This is a genomic window from Streptomyces parvus (genome assembly GCF_014648875.1).
Classification (GTDB): Bacteria; Actinomycetota; Actinomycetes; order Streptomycetales; family Streptomycetaceae; genus Streptomyces; species Streptomyces parvus.
On sequence record NZ_BMRY01000016.1, the window covers coordinates 1 to 19,399 of the forward strand.

The following is a 19,399-nucleotide window of genomic DNA, read 5'->3' on the forward strand; positions in this document are numbered from 1 at the left end:
GTTTCGCTTTCCAGGTTCTTCGCTTTCGCGCTTCTCCCTTTCCGGCGAGTCCGACTCTATCAGATCCTTTCGGGCCTGATTCCCAGTCAGCGGGGTTTGTCCTCCCGGCCGTTGGGCCGTTCCGACGAGTGAGACTTTAGCGGAGTCCTGGGCCCCGACGCTAATCGGGGGCGCTCTCTCGAACGCGGATTCCTCATTTCGCGCAGGCGCACGAAAAGGCATGCGACGTGATGTCGCGTGTCTTCTCGTGGTTACTGCGGAATGGCTGTCCGGGGACCGACCGGGGTCGGCGCTCACGTCGGACAACTCGGAGCACACTACGTACCCGCCGGAGGCGTGTCAACCCCCGGCGGGAGCGAGGGGTCAGCCGTTGCCGGTGGCCAGTTCGCGGCTGCGGTCGCGGGCCGCCTCCAGGGCGGCGATGAGGGCCGCCCGCACCCCGTGGTTCTCCAGCTCGCGGATCGCGCTGATCGTGGTGCCGGCCGGGCTGGTGACGGCCTCGCGGAGCTTGACCGGGTGTTCGCCGCTGTCCCGGAGCATGACGGCGGCGCCGATGGCGGCCTGGACGATGAGGTCGTGGGCCTGGGCTCGGGGCAGGCCGAGCAGGATGCCCGCGTCGGTCATGGCCTCGACCAGGAAGTAGAAGTAGGCGGGGCCGGAGCCGGAGAGGGCGGTGGCGGCGTCCTGCTGGGACTCCGGGACGCGCAGCGTCTTGCCGACGCCGCCGAAGATCTCCTCGGCGGTGGCGAGGTGCGCGCCGGTGGCGTGGCTGCCGGCCGAGATGACGGACATCCCCTCGTCGACGAGGACCGGGGTGTTGGGCATGACCCGGACGACCGGGGTGTCCGCGACGAGCCGGTCCTCGATGAACGTGGTGGTGATGCCGGCCGCCGCGCTGATGACCAGGCGGTCGGCGGTGACGTGCGGGGCGAGTTCGTCCAGGAGCTTGCCCATGTCCTGCGGCTTGACCGCGAGGATGAGGATGTCGGCGTTCTTGGCCGCCTCCGCGTTGGTGACGGACTCGACCCCGTACCGCGTGTGCAGTTCCTGGGCCCGGTCGCCGCGGCGGGTGGTCACCAGGATGTCGGCCGGTCGCCAGCCCGCCCGGATCATCCCGCTGAGCAGGGCCTCGCCGATCTTGCCGGTGCCGAGGACTGCGACTGTCTGGGTCATGTGTTCACCCTCCGGGCGGTGCTGGGCCGTACTGCGCTGTGGGCCGGGCTGTTGCTGCTGCCCGTCATCCTCGCATCGGGCTGTTCACGGCGTACGGCGGCGGAGGGTGATCGCGCCGAGGCAGAGGACCAGCAGGGCGCTTCCCGCGACCACGGCGATGTCGCGGACGAAGTCGCCGGTGATGTCGGGGTGCTGGAGGACCTGGTTCATGCCGTCGACGGCGTACGACATGGGCAGGACGTTCGAGATCGCCTCCAGGACGGGGTGCATCGCCTCGCGCGGGGTGAACAGGCCGCACAGCAGGAGCTGGGGGAAGATCACCGCCGGCATGAACTGGACCGCCTGGAACTCGGACGCGGCGAACGCGGAGACGAACAGGCCGAGCGCGGTGCCGAGCAGGGCGTCGAGCAGCGCGACCAGGAGCAGCAGCCAGGGGGAGCCGACGACGTCCAGGCCCAGCAGCCAGACGGAGACGGCCGTGGCGAGCGCCGACTGGACGACCGCGACCGCGCCGAACGCGAGGGCGTAGCCGCCGATCAGGCCGCCCTTGCCGAGCGGGAGGGAGAGGAGGCGTTCGAGGGTGCCCGTGGTGCGTTCGCGCAGGGTGGCGATCGAGGTCACCAGGAACATCGTGATGAGCGGGAAGATGCCGAGGAGGGAGGCTCCGGTCGCGTCGAAGGTGCCGGGTGCGCCGTCGAAGACGTAGCGGAGCAGGGTGATCAGCAGGACCGGGACGATCACCAGGAGCGCGATCGTGCGGGGGTCGTGGGTCAGCTGGCGCAGGACGCGGCCGGCGGTGGCGGTCATCGGGGGGCCTCCTCGGTGGTGAGGGGTGCGGCGGTCTCGTCGGCCGGATGCTCGTCGGTCGCGTGGTCCCCGGTCCGGTCCGCGTCGGCCCGGTCCGCGTCGACCAGGTGGAGGAACGCCTCCTCGACGGTGGCCGTGCCGGTGCGGTGGCGCAGGGCGTCGGGGGTGTCCTCGGCGAGGATCCGGCCGTCGCGCATCAGGAGCAGGCGGTGGCAGCGTTCGGCCTCGTCCATGACGTGGGACGAGACGAGGAGCGCGGTGCCGCGGTCGGCCAGGCGGTGGAAGAGGTTCCAGAGGTCCCGGCGGAGTACGGGATCGAGCCCGACGGTCGGTTCGTCCAGGACCAGCAGGTCCGGGGTGCCGAGGAGGGCGACTGCCAGCGAGACGCGGCTGCGCTGGCCGCCGGAGAGCGCACCGGCGAGGGCGTCGGCGCGGGTGGTCAGGTCGACGTCGTCGATGGCGCGGGCGACGGCTTCGCGGCGGGCGGCCCGGTGGGCGCGGCCCGGGTGCAGGACCGCGGCGAAGTAGTCGAGGTTCTGCCGGACGGTGAGGTCGGTGTAGACGGAGGGCGCCTGGGTGACGTAGCCGATGCGGGGGCGCAGGGCCGGGTCTCCGGCGGGGTGGCCCAGGACGTCGAGGACGCCGGTGACCTTGGCCTGGGTGCCGACCACCGCGCGCATGAGGGTGGTCTTGCCGCAGCCGGAGGGGCCGAGGAGGCCGGTGATGGAGCCGGAGGGGACGGTGAAGTCGAGGGCGCGCAGGACGGTGCGGGTGCCTCGTACGACGGTGAGGCCGCGGGCCGCGATCGCCGAGGTCGGTGGTGGGGGTGGGGGTGTGTCCGGGGCGCCGGGCTCATAATTCATCATGTGATGAATTCTTCGCCCGACGGTGCCGTCCGTCAAGAGGGGGAGGGCAGCGGAAACGCATCGGCCCGCCGACATGGTGTCGGCGGGCCGATGCGTGGGTGCGGTGTGCGGGGCTTCGGGAGCCTCAGCCGCGCTTCGGGCGCTTGCGGCCGGACGTCTTGCGGGCCGCCGGGTTGCCGGTGCGCGTCGAGCGGCGCTTCTCGAACTGGGCGCGGGCCTTCTCGTACTCGGCGCGGCGCAGCTTCTCGCCCGGGGCCTCGGTGAGCGAGCGGACGAAGTAGGCGAGGAGCGAGCCGATGAAGCCGATGGACTTCAGGCCGCGCAGGGCGTCCTCGCGGGACGGGTCCTTGGGGCGGGCGCCGAAGCCCTCCCAGGTCTTGCGGAACGCGATGGCGCTGCAGATCGAGAACATCGCGATGACCAGCACCCCGACGAAACCGCCGACCTCCGCGATCTCCAGCCCCTCGTAGGCGAAGCGCAGGACGAAGCAGGCGGCCACGGCGGCGGCCAGGGAGCCGACGGCGACGCCGGCGCGGCGGAGCCCGTAACCGCCGTCGTGGTCGACCCACGTCGTGCCGAAGAAGCGGATCGGCTCGGGCTGCGGCCCCGGGGCCGTGCCGGGCGGGGTGCCGGGGGCTGCGCTGTTCTCGCTCACGGGGCCGATTATCCCCCGCCGCCCCCGGTACCCCGGGTGGTGCCGTCAGTCGCAGCGCGGTGCGATGTAGCCGTCACGCCCCGTGTAGACGTAGGCGTCGGAGACGAACTGGCCGTTGGCGATGTTGTCCCAGAGGTTCGACGTGCCGTACGGGCCGGTGACCCGCTCCCCCGGCTTCTGGCAGTAGATCGGGATCTTCTGCCCGTACGGCAGGGTCCTGACGATGCGGTAGTCGGTGCCCGGTCCGGTGCGGACGTTGACCCGGTAGCCCGGGGCGATCGGGTAGCGGGTGCCGGACGCGGTCGTCTCGATCTCCCCCGCCGCCGACGCGTTCTCCGCGGCGGCCACTCCCTCGGCCGCCGCCCGGTCCTGCGTGTGCTCTTCAACGCCCATGCGGGCCTCCCCCGTTGAGATGTCCCGTACGCGCCTGTGCGTACGACGCGCAGGCTAGCAAGCACCGTGCCTCTCGCACGCACCATCGACTAGGCTCCGTGCGTCGCATGCGCACGAACACACGGGGGTGGGCGATGCCGCCGCTGCGAGAGCCCGGAGCGCATCCGGAAGCGGAGTTTCCGCAGTACGCCGGCGCCTACCGGCTCGAAGCCTGTCTCGGCTCGGGCGGCATGGGGGTCGTGCATCTGGCGCGCTCGGCCTCGGGGATGCAGCTCGCGGTGAAGGTCGTGCACGCGCCGTATGCGGCGGATCCCGAGTTCAGGGCGCGGTTCCGGCAGGAGGTGGCGGCCGCGCGGCGGGTGAGCGGGGCGTTCACCGCGCCCGTGGTCGACGCCGATCCGGAGGCCGACCGGCCCTGGATGGCGACCCTCTACGTGCCCGGGCCCACGCTCGCCGAGCAGGTGAAGCGGAACGGCCCGATGTCCCCCGCCGCGCTGCGCAGGCTGACCGCAGGTCTGGCCGAGGCGCTGCGGGACATCCACCGGGCGGGCGTGATCCACCGCGACCTCAAGCCGAGCAACGTGCTGCTGACCGACGGGGGCCCGAAGGTCATCGACTTCGGGATCTCGCGGCCGTACGACAGTGATCTGCGCACCGAGACCGGCAAGCTGATCGGGTCGCCGCCCTACATGGCTCCCGAGCAGTTCCAGCGGCCGCGCGAGGTGGGGCCGCCGGTCGACGTGTTCGCGCTGGGCGCCGTGATCGTCCACGCGGCGACGGGCCGGGGCCCGTTCGACTCGGACAGCCCGTACATCGTGGCGTACCAGGTGGTGCACGACCAGCCGGATCTGGGCGGGGTGCCCGAGGAGCTGGCTCCGCTGGTCGCCCGGTGCCTGGCGAAGGACCCGGCGGACCGGCCGACGCCGGACGAGGTGATGGCCGCGTTGGGGCCCCCGTCGTACGAGGCCGAGGCGTTCGTGCCGGCGCAGCGGCGGCGGGCGGTGGTCGCGGCGGCGGTGCCGGCCGTGCCGGACGGGGAGCGGGACGGTTCGGAGGAGGACACGCATGTGCGGGCCGCGCCGCCGGTCCGCCGCCGGTGGCTGCCCCGGGCCCGGCTGGTCGTGGCGGCGGCGGTGCTTCTGCTGGTGGCGGGGGCGGGGGCCGGGGCGTATGCGGTGTGGGGAGGCGGGGGTACGGGCGGTACGGAGGCGGGCCCTCCCGGGCCGGAAGCGGAGGCGGAGGCGGGCGGGCCGGAGGACCGGGGTGCCGTCGCTCCCTGGCGTACCGAGCTGCGGACCGCCGGGAACGCCACGCCCGTCTGTGCCGGGGCCGGGGCCGGGGGCGCGCTGTACTGCTCGGTGGCCGGGACCGGCACGGTCAGGATCGATCCGGCGAACGGGCGCGTGGTCTGGTCGGCCCGGTCCTCATCGGACGGGGGCGCCCATGCCCCGATCGTCTCGGGTGCGGTCGTGCTGGCCGGCGGCCCGGACGGGAAGCTGCGGGCGTTCGACCCGGTGAAGGGGAGCGCCGTCCGGGACACCTCGCTCTCCGCGGCCCCCGGGGCGGTGTTCCCGGCGGGCGACACCCTGCTGGCCGTCGCGGACGACGGGACGGTGACGGCGCTGGACGGGGCGAGCGGGGCGTCCCTGTGGAAGAAGCCGCTGGCGGGGCACGTACGGCCGGACTTCGCGCTGTACGACGGTGGGTCCGGGCTCGCCTACGCCTTCGAGCACGCGCCCTCGGGAGCGTCGACCCTCGTCACGGCGGTGGACGCGGGGAGCGGCCGGGCGTCCTGGCAGCGGCGGCTGGACGGGGTGCTGACCCCGGTCTCCACGGCCGGAGCCGGGGAGCTGGTGCTGACGGCGATGGACGAGAACTCGGACACCGCCGAGCTGGTCCGGTACGCGCCCGCGTCCGGTGTCGCCGCCCGGATCGCGCTGCCCTTCACCCTGGACGGGCCGCAGGTGGTCATGGCCGGGGATGTCGCGTACCTGCTGGGGCGGGGCGGATCGCTGCTGGCCGTCGACACTGCGGTGGCGGGCGGTGCGGAGGCGGAGCTGTGGCGGCTGGAGACCGGGGTGGGACGGGCGTCCGCTCCGGTGCTCGGGGAGGGCGGGCGTCTGTACTTCTCCGCGGCCGACGGGCGGCTGCTGGCCGTCGACACGGAGCGGGGGGCGTTGGTGGGGCAGACCCGGGCGCGGCTGAGCGGGGGGAAGCTGACGTACGCGTCGGATCTGCCTGCGCCGGTGGTGGCGGGGCGGGTGGTGGTCGGGGCGGCGCCGGACGGGTCGGTGTTCGCGGTGGACGGGGCGGCGCCGGGGGTCTGGTGAGGCCGCACCGGGGTTTCCGGGGCTCTGCCCCGGGCCCCGCTCCTCAATCGCCGGAGGGGCTTGAGTTGGTTGCCCGGAGACGCGGAAAGCGTCGGCCCCTCCGCCGGAAGTGCCGGTGGAGGGGCCGGAATGTGTCACCCGGGGGCGCCGACAAGCGGCAGGATCGTCAGCCGAGTTTCGAGATGTCCCGGACCGCGCCCCGGTCCGCGCTCGTCGCCATCGCCGCGTAGGCGCGCAGCGCGGCCGAGACCTTGCGGTCGCGGTTCTTCGGGGCGTACACCCCGTTCAGCGCCTCGCGGCGGGTGGCCAGTTCGGCGTCGTCGACGAGCAGCTCGATCGAGCGGTTCGGGATGTCGATGCGGATCCGGTCGCCGTCCTCGACCAGCGCGATCGTGCCGCCGGAGGCCGCCTCGGGCGAGGCGTGGCCGATGGAGAGGCCCGACGTACCGCCGGAGAAGCGGCCGTCGGTGACCAGCGCGCAGACCTTGCCCAGGCCCCGGCCCTTGAGGAAGGACGTGGGGTAGAGCATCTCCTGCATGCCGGGGCCGCCGCGCGGGCCCTCGTAGCGGATGACGACGACGTCGCCCGGCTGGATCTCCTTGCGGAGGATCTTGTCGACGGCCTCGTCCTGCGATTCGCAGACGACGGCGGGGCCCTCGAAGGTCCAGATCGACTCGTCGACTCCGGCGGTCTTCACGACGCAGCCGTCCACGGCGAGGTTGCCCTTGAGGACGGCGAGGCCGCCGTCCTTGGAGTAGGCGTGCTCGACGTCGCGGATGCAGCCGCCCGCCGCGTCCAGGTCGAGGGTGTCCCACCGCTCGGACTGCGAGAAGGCGGTCGCGGAGCGGACGCAGCCGGGGGCCGCGTGCCACAGCTCGACGGCCTCGGGGGACGGGGAGCCACCGCGGACGTCCCAGTCCTTCAGCCACTCGGCGAGGGTGTCGGAGTGCACCGAGTGCACGTCCTCGTTGAGCAGGCCGCCGCGGTGCAGTTCGCCGAGGAGGGCGGGGATGCCACCGGCGCGGTGGACGTCCTCCATGTAGTACGTGCCGCCGGGGGCGACGTTGGGGGCGACCTTGGCGAGGCACGGGACACGGCGCGAGACCGCGTCGATGTCGGCCAGGTCGTAGGCCAGCTCGGCCTCCTGGGCGGCGGCCAGCAGGTGCAGGATCGTGTTGGTCGAGCCGCCCATGGCGATGTCCAGCGCCATCGCGTTGTCGAACGCGGCGCGGGTGCCGATGGAGCGCGGCAGGACGGTGGCGTCGTCCTGCTCGTAGTAGCGCTTGGTGATCTCGACGATCGTGCGGCCGGCCTCCTCGTACAGCGCCTTGCGGGCGGTGTGGGTGGCCAGGACCGAGCCGTTGCCGGGGAGGGAGAGGCCGAGGGCCTCGGTCAGGCAGTTCATCGAGTTGGCGGTGAACATGCCGGAACAGCTGCCGCAGGTGGGGCAGGCGTTCTCCTCGATACGGAGGATGTCCTCGTCCGAGATGGACTCGTCGACCGCGTCGCTGATCGCGTTGACCAGGTCGAGTTTCCGCACGGTCCCGTCGACGAGGGTGGCCTTGCCGGCCTCCATCGGGCCGCCGGAGACGAAGACGGTCGGGATGTTGAGGCGCATCGCGGCGTTCAGCATGCCCGGGGTGATCTTGTCGCAGTTGGAGATGCAGATCAGGGCGTCCGCGCAGTGCGCCTCGACCATGTACTCCACGGAGTCGGCGATCAGGTCGCGGGAGGGCAGGCTGTAGAGCATGCCGCCGTGGCCCATCGCGATGCCGTCGTCCACGGCGATGGTGTTGAACTCGCGCGGGACCGCGCCCGCGGCCTGGATCGCCTCGGAGACGATCCGGCCGACCGGGGCGAGGTGGGTGTGGCCGGGGACGAACTCGGTGAACGAGTTGGCGACGGCGATGATCGGCTTGCCGATGTCCGCGCTCGCTACGCCCGACGCGCGCATAAGGGCGCGCGCGCCCGCCATGTTGCGTCCGTGGGTGACCGTGCGGGACCTCAGCTGGGGCATCGTCGCTCGCTCCTTCGGCAGGGGGTCTGCCTCCGACAGTTAAAGAAAAGGCTGTCTTCGAGCGTACGCCTCGGATCCAAGATCTGGACAGGCTGTCCGGAATACGGGATGTGACGGTCGGTGGGTGGTCGGTCTCCCCGATCCCCTCCTCAGCCCTCGCCCAAGTATCTCTGGAGCGTGGGCGCCACCATCGCGACGATCTCCTCCGGGTCCGCGGAGGCGAGCGGCTCGGCGCGGACCACGTACCGCAGCATCGCGATGCCGAGCATGTGCGAGGCGGCCAGTTCGGCGCGGAAGGTGGGGTCCGGTACGTCCAGCTCGGCCGCGATCCGCTCCAGCAGCCGGCGCAGCACGAAGTCGCGCAGGACGTTCGCGGCCGCCTCGTGGGTGACCGCCGAGCGCAGGATCGCCAGCAGGGGCGTACGGGTGCCGGGGTCCTCCCACACGGAGAGGAAGAAGCGCGCCAGCCGCTCCCCCAGGCCCTCCGGCGGGCCGCCGAGGACGGTGGGGATCACCAGGGCGGGCTCGAAGGTGACCTCGATGGCGGCGGCGAAGACCTCGTCCTTCGTACCGAAGTAGTGGTGGACGAGCGCCGCGTCGACCCCGGCGGCCTTGGCGATGCCCCGGATCGACGTCTTGTCGTAGCCGCGCTCGGCGAACTCCGTACGGGCCGCCTCCAGGATGCGCGTCCGGGCGTCGGGGCCTTCGGAGGCGGCCTTGCGGGAGGGGCGGCCCCGGCGGCGCGGGGCGGCGGGAGCGTCGTCGGTCGTGGAAGACGGTTCGGTCGTGGAAGACGGTTCGGGATGCTCGGTCACGGGCGGAGGTCCGGCTCCTCGGTCACGGGCGGTGGATCTTCGGGGACGGGCCGGGGGCGTCGGCGGAGGTGGCCAGGTGGAGACGGGTGAAGGCCAGCGCCTCCGCGAGATCGGCCTCGCGTTCGGCGGAGGACATCGCACGCCGGGTGTTGACCTCGATGACGACATGGCCGTCGAAGCCCGTACGGGCCAGGCGCTCCAGCAGCTCCGCGCACGGCTGGTCGCCCCGGCCGGGCACCAGGTGCTCGTCCTTGGCCGAGCCCTTGCCGTCGGCGAGGTGGACGTGGGCGAGCCGGTCGCCCATCCGGTCCACCATGGCGAGCGCCTCGGTGCGGGCGGTCGCGGTGTGCGAGAGGTCGACCGTGAAGTGCCGGTAGTCGTCGTTGGTGACGTCCCAGTCGGGGGCGTACGCGAGCATCTCGCGGTCCCGGTAGCGCCAGGGGTACATGTTCTCGACGGCGAACCGGACGTCGGTCTCGCCGGCCATCCGCCAGATCCCGGTCACGAAGTCGCGGGCGTAGTTGCGCTGCCACCGGAACGGCGGGTGCACCACGACGGTGGAGGCGCCGAGCTTCTCGGCGGCGGCCTTCGCCCGCTGGAGCTTGACCCAGGGGTCGGTGGACCAGACGCGCTGGGTGATCAGGAGGCAGGGGGCGTGCACCGCGAGGATCGGCACCCGGTGGTAGTCGGAGAGCCGGCGCAGGGCCTCGATGTCCTGGCTGACAGGGTCGGTCCAGACCATGACCTCGACGCCGTCGTACCCCAGGCGCGCGGCGATCTCGAAGGCCGTCGCCGTGGACTCGGGGTAGACCGAGGCCGTCGACAGGGCGACCTTCGCATCGGGGATGCGCACCACTGGTTCTGCCACCTGGACAGCGTACGGGCAGTGATGCGCCACTCCGAGTGGTGGTGGCCGAAAGTGATCAGGGCCATGAGCACGTGACCGTACGTCACCGAAGCAGCGCGTCCCGTCCCGTTCTGCCGTACGTCAGCCGGGCAGGGCGGCCCGTTCCACCGGGAGGTGGTCCAGGCGGCGCAGGATGACGCCCTCGCGCAGGGCCCAGGGGCAGATCTCCAGCTCCTCGACGCCGAAGAGGTCCATGGCTCCCTCGGCCACCAGCGCCCCGGCGAGCAGCTGGGCGGCCCGGCCCTCGGAGACTCCGGGGAGCCGGCCGCGCTCCTCGACGGTCATCGCCGCCAGCTTGGGCACCCAGTCCTCCAGGGCCTTGCGGCTCAGCGAGCGCTGGACGTACAGGCCCTCGGTGGAGCGGGCGGCTCCGGCGATCCGGGCGAGCTGCTTGAAGGTCTTGGAGGTGGCGACGACGTGGTCGGGGCGGCCGGCCCGGGCGAACTCGCCGACCGTCCGCGCGATGCTGGCCCGGACGTGCCGGCGCAGCGCCCTGACCTGCTCGGGGTCGGCCGGGTCGTCCGGCAGCCAGGCGCCGGTCAGGCGGCCCGCGCCGAGCGGCAGGGAGACGGCGGTGTCGGGCTCCTCGTCGATACCGAAGGCGATCTCCAGCGAGCCGCCGCCGATGTCCAGGACCAGCAGCTTCCCCGCGGACCAGCCGAACCAGCGGCGGGCGGCCAGGAAGGTCAGCCGGGCCTCCTCCTCGCCGCTGAGGACGGCGAGGTCGACGCCGGTCTCGACCCGTACCCGCTCCAGCACCAGGTCCGCGTTGGTGGCCTCGCGCACCGCGGAGGTGGCGAACGGCAGCACGTCCTCGCACCCCTTGTCCTCGGCGGCCTGGACGGCGCCGGCGATCGTCGACACGAGCCGGTCGATACCGAGGGGGCCGATCGCGCCGGTCTCGTCGAGGAGTTCGGCGAGCCGGAGCTCGGCCTTGTGCGAGTGCGCGGGCAGCGGGCGGGCGCCGGGATGGGCGTCGACCAACAGCAGATGAACCGTGTTCGATCCCACGTCGAGGACTCCGAGTCTCATACGGGAACGCTACTGCGCCATGGGACAAGTCCGACCGGCGCATGGGGGGTGGAAGAAGGAGCGGGGCTGGGTGCGTGCAGCTGCAAGGCGGAGGATTGAGTCAACGCGGAGCGTTGGTGATTGACGACAACGCCGCAGATGCGCGTGCCCAGCCCCGCGACGCCGCCCCCCATGCGCCGGTCGGACTTACTCTGGGCGCGTGCCAAAGACGAAAAAGGCTAAGCAGGACAAAGCCACGAAGAAGCCGAAGTCGAACAAGCAGGAAGCACGGCCGGAGGCGAACGGACCGGACCCGTCCGACGAGAAGGGCCTCGACTTCGCGCGGGCCTGGGTGGAGTTCCCCGACCCGGCCGACGACGAACAGGTCTTCCGCTGCGATCTGACCTGGCTGACGTCCCGGTGGACCTGCATCTTCGGCAGCGGCTGCCAGGGCATCCAGGCGGGCCGCGCCGACGACGGCTGCTGCACGCTGGGCGCGCACTTCTCCGACGAGGACGACGAGAAGCGGGTCGCCGAGAACGTGGCGCGGCTCACGCCGGAGCTGTGGCAGTTCCACGACGTCGGCACGGAGACCGGCTGGGTCGGCGTCGACGAGGACAGCGAGCGCCAGACGCGCCGCTGGGAGGGCTCCTGCATCTTCCAGAACCGGCCGGGCTTCCCCGCCGGGGCGGGCTGCTCGCTCCACATCCTGGCGCTGCGGGAGGGCAAGGAGCCCCTGGAGACCAAGCCGGACGTGTGCTGGCAGCTGCCGGTGCGGCGGACGTACGACTGGGTCGACCGGCCCGACGACACCCGGGTGCTCCAGGTGACGATCGGGGAGTACGACCGCCGGGGCTGGGGTCCGGGCGGCCACGATCTGCACTGGTGGTGCACGTCGGCCACCTCGGCGCACGGGGCCGGTGACCCGGTGTACGTGTCCTACCGCCCGGAGCTGATCGAGCTGATGGGCAAGGAGGGCTACGACCGGCTGGTCGAGCTCTGCGAGGAGCGGCTGTCCTCACTGCTGCCGATGGCCCCGCATCCGGCGGATCCGCCGCTGCCCACCGCGAAGAAGAAGCACTGAAGGAGCGCTGAGGTTCGGGGCCCGGGGACGCTGTGTTCCCGGGCCCCGTCGCCTGTCCTCAGCCGTCTTCCGTCAGCCCGTCGGGGCCGGGTCGGTCGGGTCCGGGTCCGTGGGGCTCGGGTCGGTCGGGTCCGGCGTCGGTTCGGGCGGGTCCGTGGGGTCGGGCGGATCGGTCGGGTCCGGCGGGTCCGTGGGGTCGGTCGGGCCCGGGCCGGGGTCGGTGGGACCGGGGTCGGTCGGGCCCGGATCGGTCGGCCCGGGATCGGTCGGGCCCGGATCGGTCGGCCCGGGGTCCGTGGGGCCCGGGTCCGTGGGGCGGGGCGATTCCGTTCCGGGGCGGGTGGGGCGCGGGCCGCCCGTGGTCGGGGCGGTGACGCCGTGACCGTCGATGAGTACGGCGGAGCCCGAGGGAGCCAGGGAGATCCGGGCCCGCCACGGCCCGGCCGGCTGCGCGTCCCGGATCACCGAGACCGCGATCGTGGTGGACTGCCCGGCCGCGAGCGTGCCCGACGTACGGCTGAGGCGCAGCCACGGGGCGTCCGTCGACGCGGACCAGCCGACCGGCCCCCGGCCGGACGCGGTCAGCGTGATCGTCGTGACGGCCCCGGATGTCCGGGCCGTCACGGCCAGCCGGGCGTCGCCGTGCTGCGCGCCGCCGGTGCTGACGACCTCGGCGGTGACGTCCGGGACGCGGGCGCCGAAACGGTCGCCGGGGCGGCCGTGGCCGGTGTTCTCGGGGTCGTACGGGTCGCCGCTCATACCGCCGGCACCGTCCACCTCCGTGGCGGTGACCGAAGTGCCGTCGTGGCCCTCGCCGGTCTGGGGAGCTCCCCGGTACGCGGCCCAGAGGGCGATCACGGGGGCGGCGACCACCGTCGCGACGACCGTGGTCGTCACGACGCGGGCGCGCAGCCGGTCCCGGCGGGCGGCCTGGTCCTTGGGGTCGAGCGGGTAGCCGCTCCGGTCGAAGCGCGGGCCCGCGGCGCGGGAGCGGTGGGCCTGGGCCATCGCGACGGACACGGAGGGGCGGGGCGCCTCCACGAGGGGCAGGGCGGCGACGGGCGCCAGGGCGGCTCCGGGCCAGGGTCCCGCCGCGTCGGCGCGTTCCGCGGCGCGGCGGCAGCGGGGGCAGTCGTCGACGTGCCGGACGAGCTCGCGGCGCAGGGCGGCCGAGAGCAGCACCTGGTGGTCGCCGGTGAGCCGGGCGACGGTGGGGCAGTCGCCGCCCTCGACGACGGCGAGGGCCGCGCGGGTGCGCTCCACCTCACAGGCCGCGGCGGCCAGCAACTCGCGGGCGGTGGCGGGCTCGAGCCCGAGCACGGCGGCGACGGCGCGCGGGGAGAGGCGGTGGCGCACGGCCAGTTCGAGGGCTTCGCGCTGTTCCGGGGTGGTGCCCGCGGCCTCGGGCCAGGCGAGCGTGGCGAGCTCCCGGCGGCGGGCCTCGGCGGCCGGCGACTCGGCGGGGGCGGGGGTGGTGGCGTCCTCGGGCGTGGTGGCGGGGACGGTGCGCGGGGAGACGGCAGGCGAGGTGTGCTCCGGCGTGCGCCGGGCGGTGCGCGCCCCTTTGCCGGTTCCGGTCCCGGTGGTGCCGGTGGTGCCGGTCTCGTTGCGGGTCCCGGAGGCCTTGGCCGTGCCGGTCTCGGAGGCCTTGGCCGTACGCGGCGGCTTGACCGTCCCCGAGGGGCGGCGGTGGGCCTGACGGCCGCGCCTGCGCTCGGTGAGCGCCCGAAGACAGGTCCACCGGGCCAGGGCGTACAGCCAGGATTTACGTTCCTCCTCGGCCGTGGGGCCCCGGGCGTCCTGCCGGTCCGCGATCGCCAGGACGGCGCCGAGCGCTTCGGTGGCCGCGTCGTGATCGCAGAGCACGGAGAGGCAGTACGTGAAGAGGCCGTCGAGATACGGCTCGTAACGTGCGGGCGGTCGCCGTGCCGGGGCGTCGGTTCCTCGGTGGTGCGCCCGGTGTGCGCCGGTGGTGTGTGTCGGGGTCTCCAGCCTGCTGCTCGTCACCCGGCGACCGTAGGCAACGGAGCGCATGCCTCAAGTGCCCCTTGAGTGCATTTAATCCTTACGGGTGAATGTATCCCTCGAAAGAGTTGTGAAAGCGGACAGAGATCACGGATTCCGCCCGTAGTGCTCCGGAGTGCTTCCGTGCGCCCTGCGCGCGGCGGGGCGGTGCGCGCAGGGCGCCGGGGCGGTGTTGTCGTACCCCACCGATACGGTGACGCCATGGCTGCCCGTACGAAATCCGCGAAGGACCGACCGTCCTACCGCTGCACCGAATGCGGTTGGACGACCGCCAAATGGCTCGGCCGTTGCCCCGAGTGCCAGGCGTGGGGGACGGTCGAGGAGTTCGGCGGCGCCCCCGCCGTGCGCACGACGGCGGCGGGCCGGGTCTCCACCGCCGCCCTGCCGATCGGCCAGGTCGACAGCCGGACGGCCACGGCCCGCTCCACCGGGGTCGGCGAGCTGGACCGGGTGCTGGGTGGCGGGCTCGTGCCGGGCGCGGTCGTGCTGCTGGCGGGCGAGCCGGGCGTCGGCAAGTCGACGCTGCTGCTGGACGTGGCGGCCAAGGCGGCGACCGACGACCACCGCACGCTCTATGTGACCGCCGAGGAGTCCGCGAGCCAGGTCCGGCTGCGGGCCGACCGGATCAAGGCGATCAACGACCACCTCTACCTCGCGGCGGAGACCGATCTGTCGGCGGTGCTCGCGCATCTGGACGAGGTCAAGCCGTCGCTGCTGATCCTGGACTCGGTGCAGACGGTCGCCTCGCCCGAGATCGACGGCGCGCCCGGCGGGATGGCCCAGGTCCGGGAGGTGGCCGGGGCGCTGATCCGGGCGTCCAAGGAGCGCGGGATGGCCACGCTGCTGGTCGGCCATGTGACGAAGGACGGCGCGATCGCCGGGCCCCGGCTGCTGGAGCACCTGGTGGACGTGGTGCTGTCCTTCGAGGGCGACCGGCACGCCCGGCTGCGGCTGGTGCGCGGCGTCAAGAACCGTTACGGGGCGACCGACGAGGTCGGCTGCTTCGAGCTGCACGACGAGGGCATCACGGGTCTCGCCGACCCCTCGGGCCTCTTCCTGACCCGCCGCGACGTCGCGGTGCCGGGCACCTGTCTCACCGTGACGCTGGAGGGCAAGCGGCCCCTGGTCGCCGAGGTGCAGGCGCTCACGGTCGACTCGCAGATCCCCTCGCCCCGGCGCACGACCTCGGGCCTGGAGACCTCCCGGGTCTCGATGATGCTCGCGGTGCTGGAGCAGCGGGGCCGGATCAGCGCGCTCGGCAAGCGGGACATCTACAGCGCGACGGTGGGCGGCGTGAAGCTCACCGAGCCCGCCGCCGACCTGGCGGTCGCGCTCGCCCTGGCCAGCGCGGCCAGCGACACCCCGCTCCCGAAGAACCTGGTCGCGATCGGCGAGGTGGGGCTCGCGGGCGAGGTCAGAAGGGTCACCGGAGTGCAGCGGAGGCTGGCCGAGGCACACCGTCTGGGCTTCACCCACGCCCTCGTGCCGACCGATCCGGGAAGGGTTCCGGCCGGTATGAAGGTCACGGAAGTCGCCGACATGGGCGACGCTCTGCGGGTCCTCCCGCGCCGCTCTCGCCAGGAGGCACCACAGGAGGACAACGCGCGCCGGTAGACTTTGCCCTGGTCTCGCCCGCCCGTGGACACGGCATGGGGGACGCAAGGGCACCGCAAACCTGTGACCGGAGGAGTGCAGTGGCAGCCAACGACCGGGCGACGACGCCCGGAAAGTCCGGCCAAGGCACCGGTAACGAGGCGCTGATGCGCGCCTCGCTGAGCGCGGTCGCGCCCGGTATGGCCCTGCGGGACGGCCTGGAGCGCATCCTCCGCGGCAATACCGGTGGCCTGATCGTGCTGGGCATGGACCGGACCGTCGAGTCGATGTGCACCGGCGGATTCGTGCTGGACGTGGAGTTCACGGCGACGCGTCTGCGCGAGCTGTGCAAGCTCGACGGGGCGCTGATCCTCGACAAGGACATGACCAAGATCCTGCGGGCCGGGGTGCAGCTGGTCCCGGACGCGTCGATCCCCACGGAGGAGACGGGCACCCGGCACCGTACGGCGGACCGGGTCTCCAAGGCGTGCGGCTTCCCCGTCGTCTCGGTCTCCCAGTCGATGCGGCTGATCGCGCTGTACGTGGACGGGGAGCGGCGGGTCCTGGAGGAGTCCTCCGCGATCCTGTCGCGGGCCAATCAGGCGCTCGCCACGCTGGAGCGGTACAAGCTCCGCCTCGACGAGGTCGCGGGCACGCTGTCCGCGCTGGAGATCGAGGACCTGGTCACCGTCCGGGACGTGACGGCGGTGGCGCAGCGGCTTGAGATGGTGCGGCGGATCGCGACGGAGATCGCGGAGTACGTGGTCGAGCTCGGCACCGACGGACGGCTGCTCTCCCTCCAGCTGGACGAGCTGATCGCCGGGGTGGAGCCGGAGCGGGAGCTGGTCGTGCGGGACTACGTCCCCGAGCCGACGGCGAAACGGTCGCGCACGGTGGCGGAGGCGCTGACCGAGCTGGACTCGCTGAGCCACACGGAGCTGCTGGAGCTGCCGGTGGTGGCGCGGGCGCTGGGCTACAGCGGCTCGCCGGAGACGCTGGACTCGGCGGTGTCCCCGCGGGGCTTCCGGCTGCTGGCGAAGGTGCCGAGGCTGCCGGGGGCGATCATCGAGCGGCTGGTGGAGCACTTCGGGGGGCTGCAGAAGCTTCTTGCCGCGAGTGTGGACGACCTCCAGACGGTGGACGGGGTGGGCGAAGCCCGGGCCCGGAGTGTCCGCGAGGGGCTGTCGCGGCTGGCGGAGTCGTCGATCCTGGAACGCTACGTCTGAGGTCGGCCCGAGCTGTCTGAGCCCGTCCGGCGACTCTCCCCCGCCTGTCCGGCGGCCCTTCCCGTCCGTCCGACGCTTGAGGGCTGAGCCCGGGCCATCCCCAGCCCGTCCGGCGTTTGAGGACGGAACCCTGTTGCCCGGTGGGCGGTGCCTTTACGGGCCGGCCCGGACCCATGAGTGCCTCGCTCGTCCGCCTGGACGGTTCCGTCCTCAAGCGCCGGACGGGCTGGTTTCTGTGCTCGCCCAGCCCCGTGAGCGCAGCGCACGACCGTGTGAACGGTTCCGTCCTCAAGCGCCGGACGGGCTTGAACTGCCGCCCGACCCCGTGGGTGCAGCGCCCGCCCACCTCGACAGTTCCGTTCTCAGGCGCCGGACCGGCTTGAGTGGTCGCCGGACGGGCTGAGCGCGGGTTCGTCAGTCCTTCGCCAGGACGAACGATGCTCGCTGGACCGGCTCGCCCGGGGCCTTCGCCTCCAGGAGGTACGTTCCCGGGCCCGCCTTGCCTGCCGGCGGCGTTGCGCAGCCCGGTGCGGACAGGGTGCGGTTCCAGTCCACCGTGTGGATCACCGTCGCCCCCGCCGGCACCTTCAGGAACAGCGGGCCCGCCGCCGCGGGGCAGTCCTTCGAGGACCAGATCGGGTCGTCGTCCTCGCCCCCCGCCTCCGTCACCGTGAGCACCGCGCTCTTCGGGCCGAAGTCCGCCTTGCACGTGGTCGACGACGTGTTCTTCGCGATCAGCTCGAACTTCGGCTTGTCGTCGGGGCCGTAACTGACCTTCGTCCGCAGGCTCAACTGCACGGCCGACGGCTTGCACTCGGGGAGCGGGGACCCGGCCGGGACCTGCTGGCCCGCGCTGCCGCCGCCCGAACCGGACGTGCCCGCAGCCGCGCCTGACGGATCACCAGTGTCCGTACCCGTACCGCCTGTTGACGATCCATCGCCCGAACCGCCCGAGGACTCACCCGAGCCGCCGTTACCGTCCTCGTCGTCCGACTCGTCGCGGCCGCCCGGCTGTTGGCTGATCGCGGGACCGGAGCTGCCCGGGCCGGGGGTGATCGACTCGACCGGGTCGGAGCCACCGGGCTTGGCGTCGTCCCGGCCGCCGCCACCGCCGCCGCCGGATGTCACCGCCCAGGCGATCAGCACGGCGAGCAGCGCAACCAGAAGTCCCGCTACCGCCCTTCGTCGCCAGTAGATGCTGGAGGGAAGCGGACCGACCGGATTGCGCATAGATCCCACAAGGCCGAACTCTACGAGAGATCCGGACCGAGTCCGGCCCCACCCGCCGCTCCGCTCACAAGTTTTGCCGATCATCATCACGGGAGGAGGGCCGCGCCCCGGTCACAGGGGACAGAACGGGTGGCGTTGTCACCCCCTGGACCCGCCGCGCGGGCCGACACCCCCGCGTCCGTGACGCCCGCCCCGTCTTCCGTGCCAGGATCGTCAGTGCCATGACTGCCATGACTTCCCCTTCACCCAAGACGCCCCCCGCCGCCGCCTCCCTCCACACCCCCGTCATCGGGTGGTTCGAGCAGCACGCCCGCGATCTGCCCTGGCGCCGCCCCGAAGCGGGCGCCTGGGGCGTGATGGTCAGCGAGTTCATGCTGCAGCAGACCCCGGTGAGCCGGGTCCTCCCGGTGTACGAACAGTGGCTCGCCCGCTGGCCCCGCCCCGCCGACCTGGCCGCCGAGGCGCCCGGTGAGGCGGTCCGCGCCTGGGGCCGGCTCGGCTACCCGCGCCGCGCGCTGCGGCTGCACGGGGCCGCGCAGGCGATAACGGAACGGCACGGCGGTGACGTACCGAGCGAGCACGCCCAGTTGCTGGCGCTGCCCGGGATCGGCGAGTACACGGCGGCGGCCGTGGCCTCGTTCGCGTACGGACAGCGGCACGCGGTGCTCGACACGAACGTCCGCCGGGTGTTCGCCCGCGCCGCGACCGGGGTCCAGTACCCGCCGAACGCGACGACGGCCGCCGAGCGCAAGCTCGCCCGGGCGCTGCTGCCCGAGGAGGACGAGCGGGCGGCGCGGTGGGCGGCGGCCACGATGGAGCTGGGCGCCCTCGTGTGCACCGCGCGCAACGAGGACTGCGACCGGTGCCCGATCGCCTCGCGGTGCGCCTGGCGGCTGGCCGGGAAGCCCGCGCACGAGGGTCCGCCGCGCAAGGGCCAGACGTACGCCGGTACCGACCGCCAGGTGCGCGGACGGCTGCTGGCGGTGTTGCGGGACGCGGTCAACCCCGTACCGCAGGCCGCGCTGGACGCCGTGTGGGAGGAGCCGGTGCAGCGGGCCCGCGCGCTGGACGGGCTGGTCGCCGACGGGCTGGTCGAGCCGCTGGCCGACGGGCGGTACCGGCTGCCGCTGACCTGATCCCGCCGCCGTTCCCCGGGCGCGGGCCCCGCGCTGTTACACAACCGATGGGCAGCCGTGCACCGGCCTACGGCTGCTCCGCACATCGCCGTGACAACGCCTCCGTAGCGTCTGCGACAGCAGTGACCACG

The 19,399-nt window shown here is 73.2% G+C and carries 16 protein-coding genes; 5 read left to right on the top strand and 11 right to left on the bottom strand.

The window, feature by feature from the left end; all coding sequences use genetic code 11:
- Positions 1–363: 363 nt before the first annotated feature.
- The 5 genes from proC to IE140_RS33005 all read right to left on the bottom strand — a co-directional run bounded on the left by proC (position 364) and on the right by IE140_RS33005 (position 3,894).
- Positions 364–1,173: a pyrroline-5-carboxylate reductase gene (proC, locus tag IE140_RS32985; RefSeq protein WP_150198385.1), complete on the bottom strand. Its 810-nt coding sequence runs from the start codon at positions 1,171–1,173 to the stop codon at positions 364–366.
- An 84-nt stretch (positions 1,174–1,257) separates the two neighbouring features.
- Positions 1,258–1,980 carry an ABC transporter permease gene (locus IE140_RS32990; RefSeq protein WP_032781137.1) on the bottom strand — a complete coding sequence of 241 codons (723 nt, stop codon included), beginning with the start codon at positions 1,978–1,980 and terminating at the stop codon, positions 1,258–1,260.
- A complete protein-coding gene (locus tag IE140_RS32995) occupies positions 1,977–2,846 on the bottom strand; it encodes an ABC transporter ATP-binding protein (RefSeq protein WP_150198383.1) in 870 nt (289 codons plus the stop codon). Before IE140_RS32995 ends, IE140_RS32990 begins: the two co-directional genes overlap by 4 nt.
- A 124-nt stretch (positions 2,847–2,970) precedes the next feature.
- Positions 2,971–3,501, bottom strand: coding sequence for a hypothetical protein (locus tag IE140_RS33000; RefSeq protein WP_032766525.1), 531 nt, complete (start codon positions 3,499–3,501; stop codon positions 2,971–2,973).
- Between the two features lie 45 nt (positions 3,502–3,546).
- Positions 3,547–3,894: an SH3 domain-containing protein gene (locus IE140_RS33005; protein WP_150198381.1), complete on the bottom strand. Its 348-nt coding sequence runs from the start codon at positions 3,892–3,894 to the stop codon at positions 3,547–3,549.
- 134 nt (positions 3,895–4,028) lie between these two features.
- On the opposite strand from IE140_RS33005, the gene IE140_RS33010 reads away from it, so the two are divergent.
- The gene (locus IE140_RS33010; RefSeq protein WP_189460976.1) at positions 4,029–6,224 is read left to right on the top strand and encodes a serine/threonine-protein kinase; all 2,196 of its coding nucleotides are present in this window, start codon (positions 4,029–4,031) and stop codon (positions 6,222–6,224) included.
- A gap of 166 nt (positions 6,225–6,390) precedes the next feature.
- Here the strand turns inward: IE140_RS33010 and ilvD are convergent, their stop codons facing one another.
- From ilvD to IE140_RS33030, 4 genes are all read right to left on the bottom strand, one after another.
- Positions 6,391–8,241 (bottom strand): dihydroxy-acid dehydratase, encoded by a 1,851-nt coding sequence (gene ilvD / locus IE140_RS33015; RefSeq protein WP_010071166.1) that lies wholly within the window; start codon positions 8,239–8,241, stop codon positions 6,391–6,393.
- 149 nt (positions 8,242–8,390) lie between these two features.
- Complete coding sequence (locus IE140_RS33020) at positions 8,391–9,056, bottom strand: TetR/AcrR family transcriptional regulator (protein WP_150198232.1); 666 nt, start codon at positions 9,054–9,056, stop codon at positions 8,391–8,393.
- Positions 9,057–9,078: 22 nt separating this feature from the next.
- Positions 9,079–9,912 carry a sugar phosphate isomerase/epimerase family protein gene (locus IE140_RS33025; protein WP_032766514.1) on the bottom strand — a complete coding sequence of 278 codons (834 nt, stop codon included), beginning with the start codon at positions 9,910–9,912 and terminating at the stop codon, positions 9,079–9,081.
- A gap of 132 nt (positions 9,913–10,044) precedes the next feature.
- The gene (locus IE140_RS33030) at positions 10,045–10,995 is read right to left on the bottom strand and encodes a Ppx/GppA family phosphatase (RefSeq protein ID WP_150198230.1); all 951 of its coding nucleotides are present in this window, start codon (positions 10,993–10,995) and stop codon (positions 10,045–10,047) included.
- A gap of 199 nt (positions 10,996–11,194) precedes the next feature.
- Here IE140_RS33030 and IE140_RS33035 point away from each other — a divergent pair, with 199 nt between their 5' ends.
- Complete coding sequence (locus IE140_RS33035; protein WP_150198228.1) at positions 11,195–12,058, top strand: DUF3109 family protein; 864 nt, start codon at positions 11,195–11,197, stop codon at positions 12,056–12,058.
- Between the two features lie 72 nt (positions 12,059–12,130).
- On the opposite strand, the gene IE140_RS33040 is transcribed toward IE140_RS33035, so the two are convergent.
- Positions 12,131–14,065: a BACON domain-containing protein gene (locus IE140_RS33040; protein WP_434100239.1), complete on the bottom strand. Its 1,935-nt coding sequence runs from the start codon at positions 14,063–14,065 to the stop codon at positions 12,131–12,133.
- Positions 14,066–14,284: 219 nt separating this feature from the next.
- Between IE140_RS33040 and radA the strand changes: the two genes are divergently transcribed.
- Positions 14,285–15,697: a DNA repair protein RadA gene (gene radA, locus IE140_RS33045; RefSeq protein WP_032781150.1), complete on the top strand. Its 1,413-nt coding sequence runs from the start codon at positions 14,285–14,287 to the stop codon at positions 15,695–15,697.
- A gap of 80 nt (positions 15,698–15,777) precedes the next feature.
- Positions 15,778–16,902: a DNA integrity scanning diadenylate cyclase DisA gene (disA, locus tag IE140_RS33050; RefSeq protein WP_006125491.1), complete on the top strand. Its 1,125-nt coding sequence runs from the start codon at positions 15,778–15,780 to the stop codon at positions 16,900–16,902.
- Positions 16,903–17,316: 414 nt separating this feature from the next.
- On the opposite strand, the gene IE140_RS33055 is transcribed toward disA, so the two are convergent.
- Positions 17,317–18,048: a hypothetical protein gene (locus IE140_RS33055; protein WP_150194417.1), complete on the bottom strand. Its 732-nt coding sequence runs from the start codon at positions 18,046–18,048 to the stop codon at positions 17,317–17,319.
- 305 nt (positions 18,049–18,353) lie between these two features.
- On the opposite strand from IE140_RS33055, the gene IE140_RS33060 reads away from it, so the two are divergent.
- The gene (locus IE140_RS33060; RefSeq protein ID WP_150194393.1) at positions 18,354–19,268 is read left to right on the top strand and encodes an iron-sulfur binding domain-containing protein; all 915 of its coding nucleotides are present in this window, start codon (positions 18,354–18,356) and stop codon (positions 19,266–19,268) included.
- Positions 19,269–19,399 lie beyond the last annotated feature (131 nt).

Excerpts from the sequence above, each read along its gene's own strand:
- proC (WP_150198385.1), bottom strand. The coding sequence starts at position 1,173 with ATGACCCAGACAGTCGCAGTCCTCGGCACCGGCAAGATCGGCGAGGCC.
- IE140_RS32990 (WP_032781137.1), bottom strand. The coding sequence starts at position 1,980 with ATGACCGCCACCGCCGGCCGCGTCCTGCGCCAGCTGACCCACGACCCC.
- IE140_RS32995 (WP_150198383.1), bottom strand. The coding sequence starts at position 2,846 with ATGATGAATTATGAGCCCGGCGCCCCGGACACACCCCCACCCCCACCA.
- IE140_RS33005 (WP_150198381.1), bottom strand. The coding sequence starts at position 3,894 with ATGGGCGTTGAAGAGCACACGCAGGACCGGGCGGCGGCCGAGGGAGTG.
- IE140_RS33010 (WP_189460976.1), top strand. The coding sequence starts at position 4,029 with ATGCCGCCGCTGCGAGAGCCCGGAGCGCATCCGGAAGCGGAGTTTCCG.
- ilvD (WP_010071166.1), bottom strand. The coding sequence starts at position 8,241 with ATGCCCCAGCTGAGGTCCCGCACGGTCACCCACGGACGCAACATGGCG.
- IE140_RS33030 (WP_150198230.1), bottom strand. The coding sequence starts at position 10,995 with ATGAGACTCGGAGTCCTCGACGTGGGATCGAACACGGTTCATCTGCTG.
- radA (WP_032781150.1), top strand. The coding sequence starts at position 14,285 with ATGGCTGCCCGTACGAAATCCGCGAAGGACCGACCGTCCTACCGCTGC.
- IE140_RS33060 (WP_150194393.1), top strand. The coding sequence starts at position 18,354 with ATGACTGCCATGACTTCCCCTTCACCCAAGACGCCCCCCGCCGCCGCC.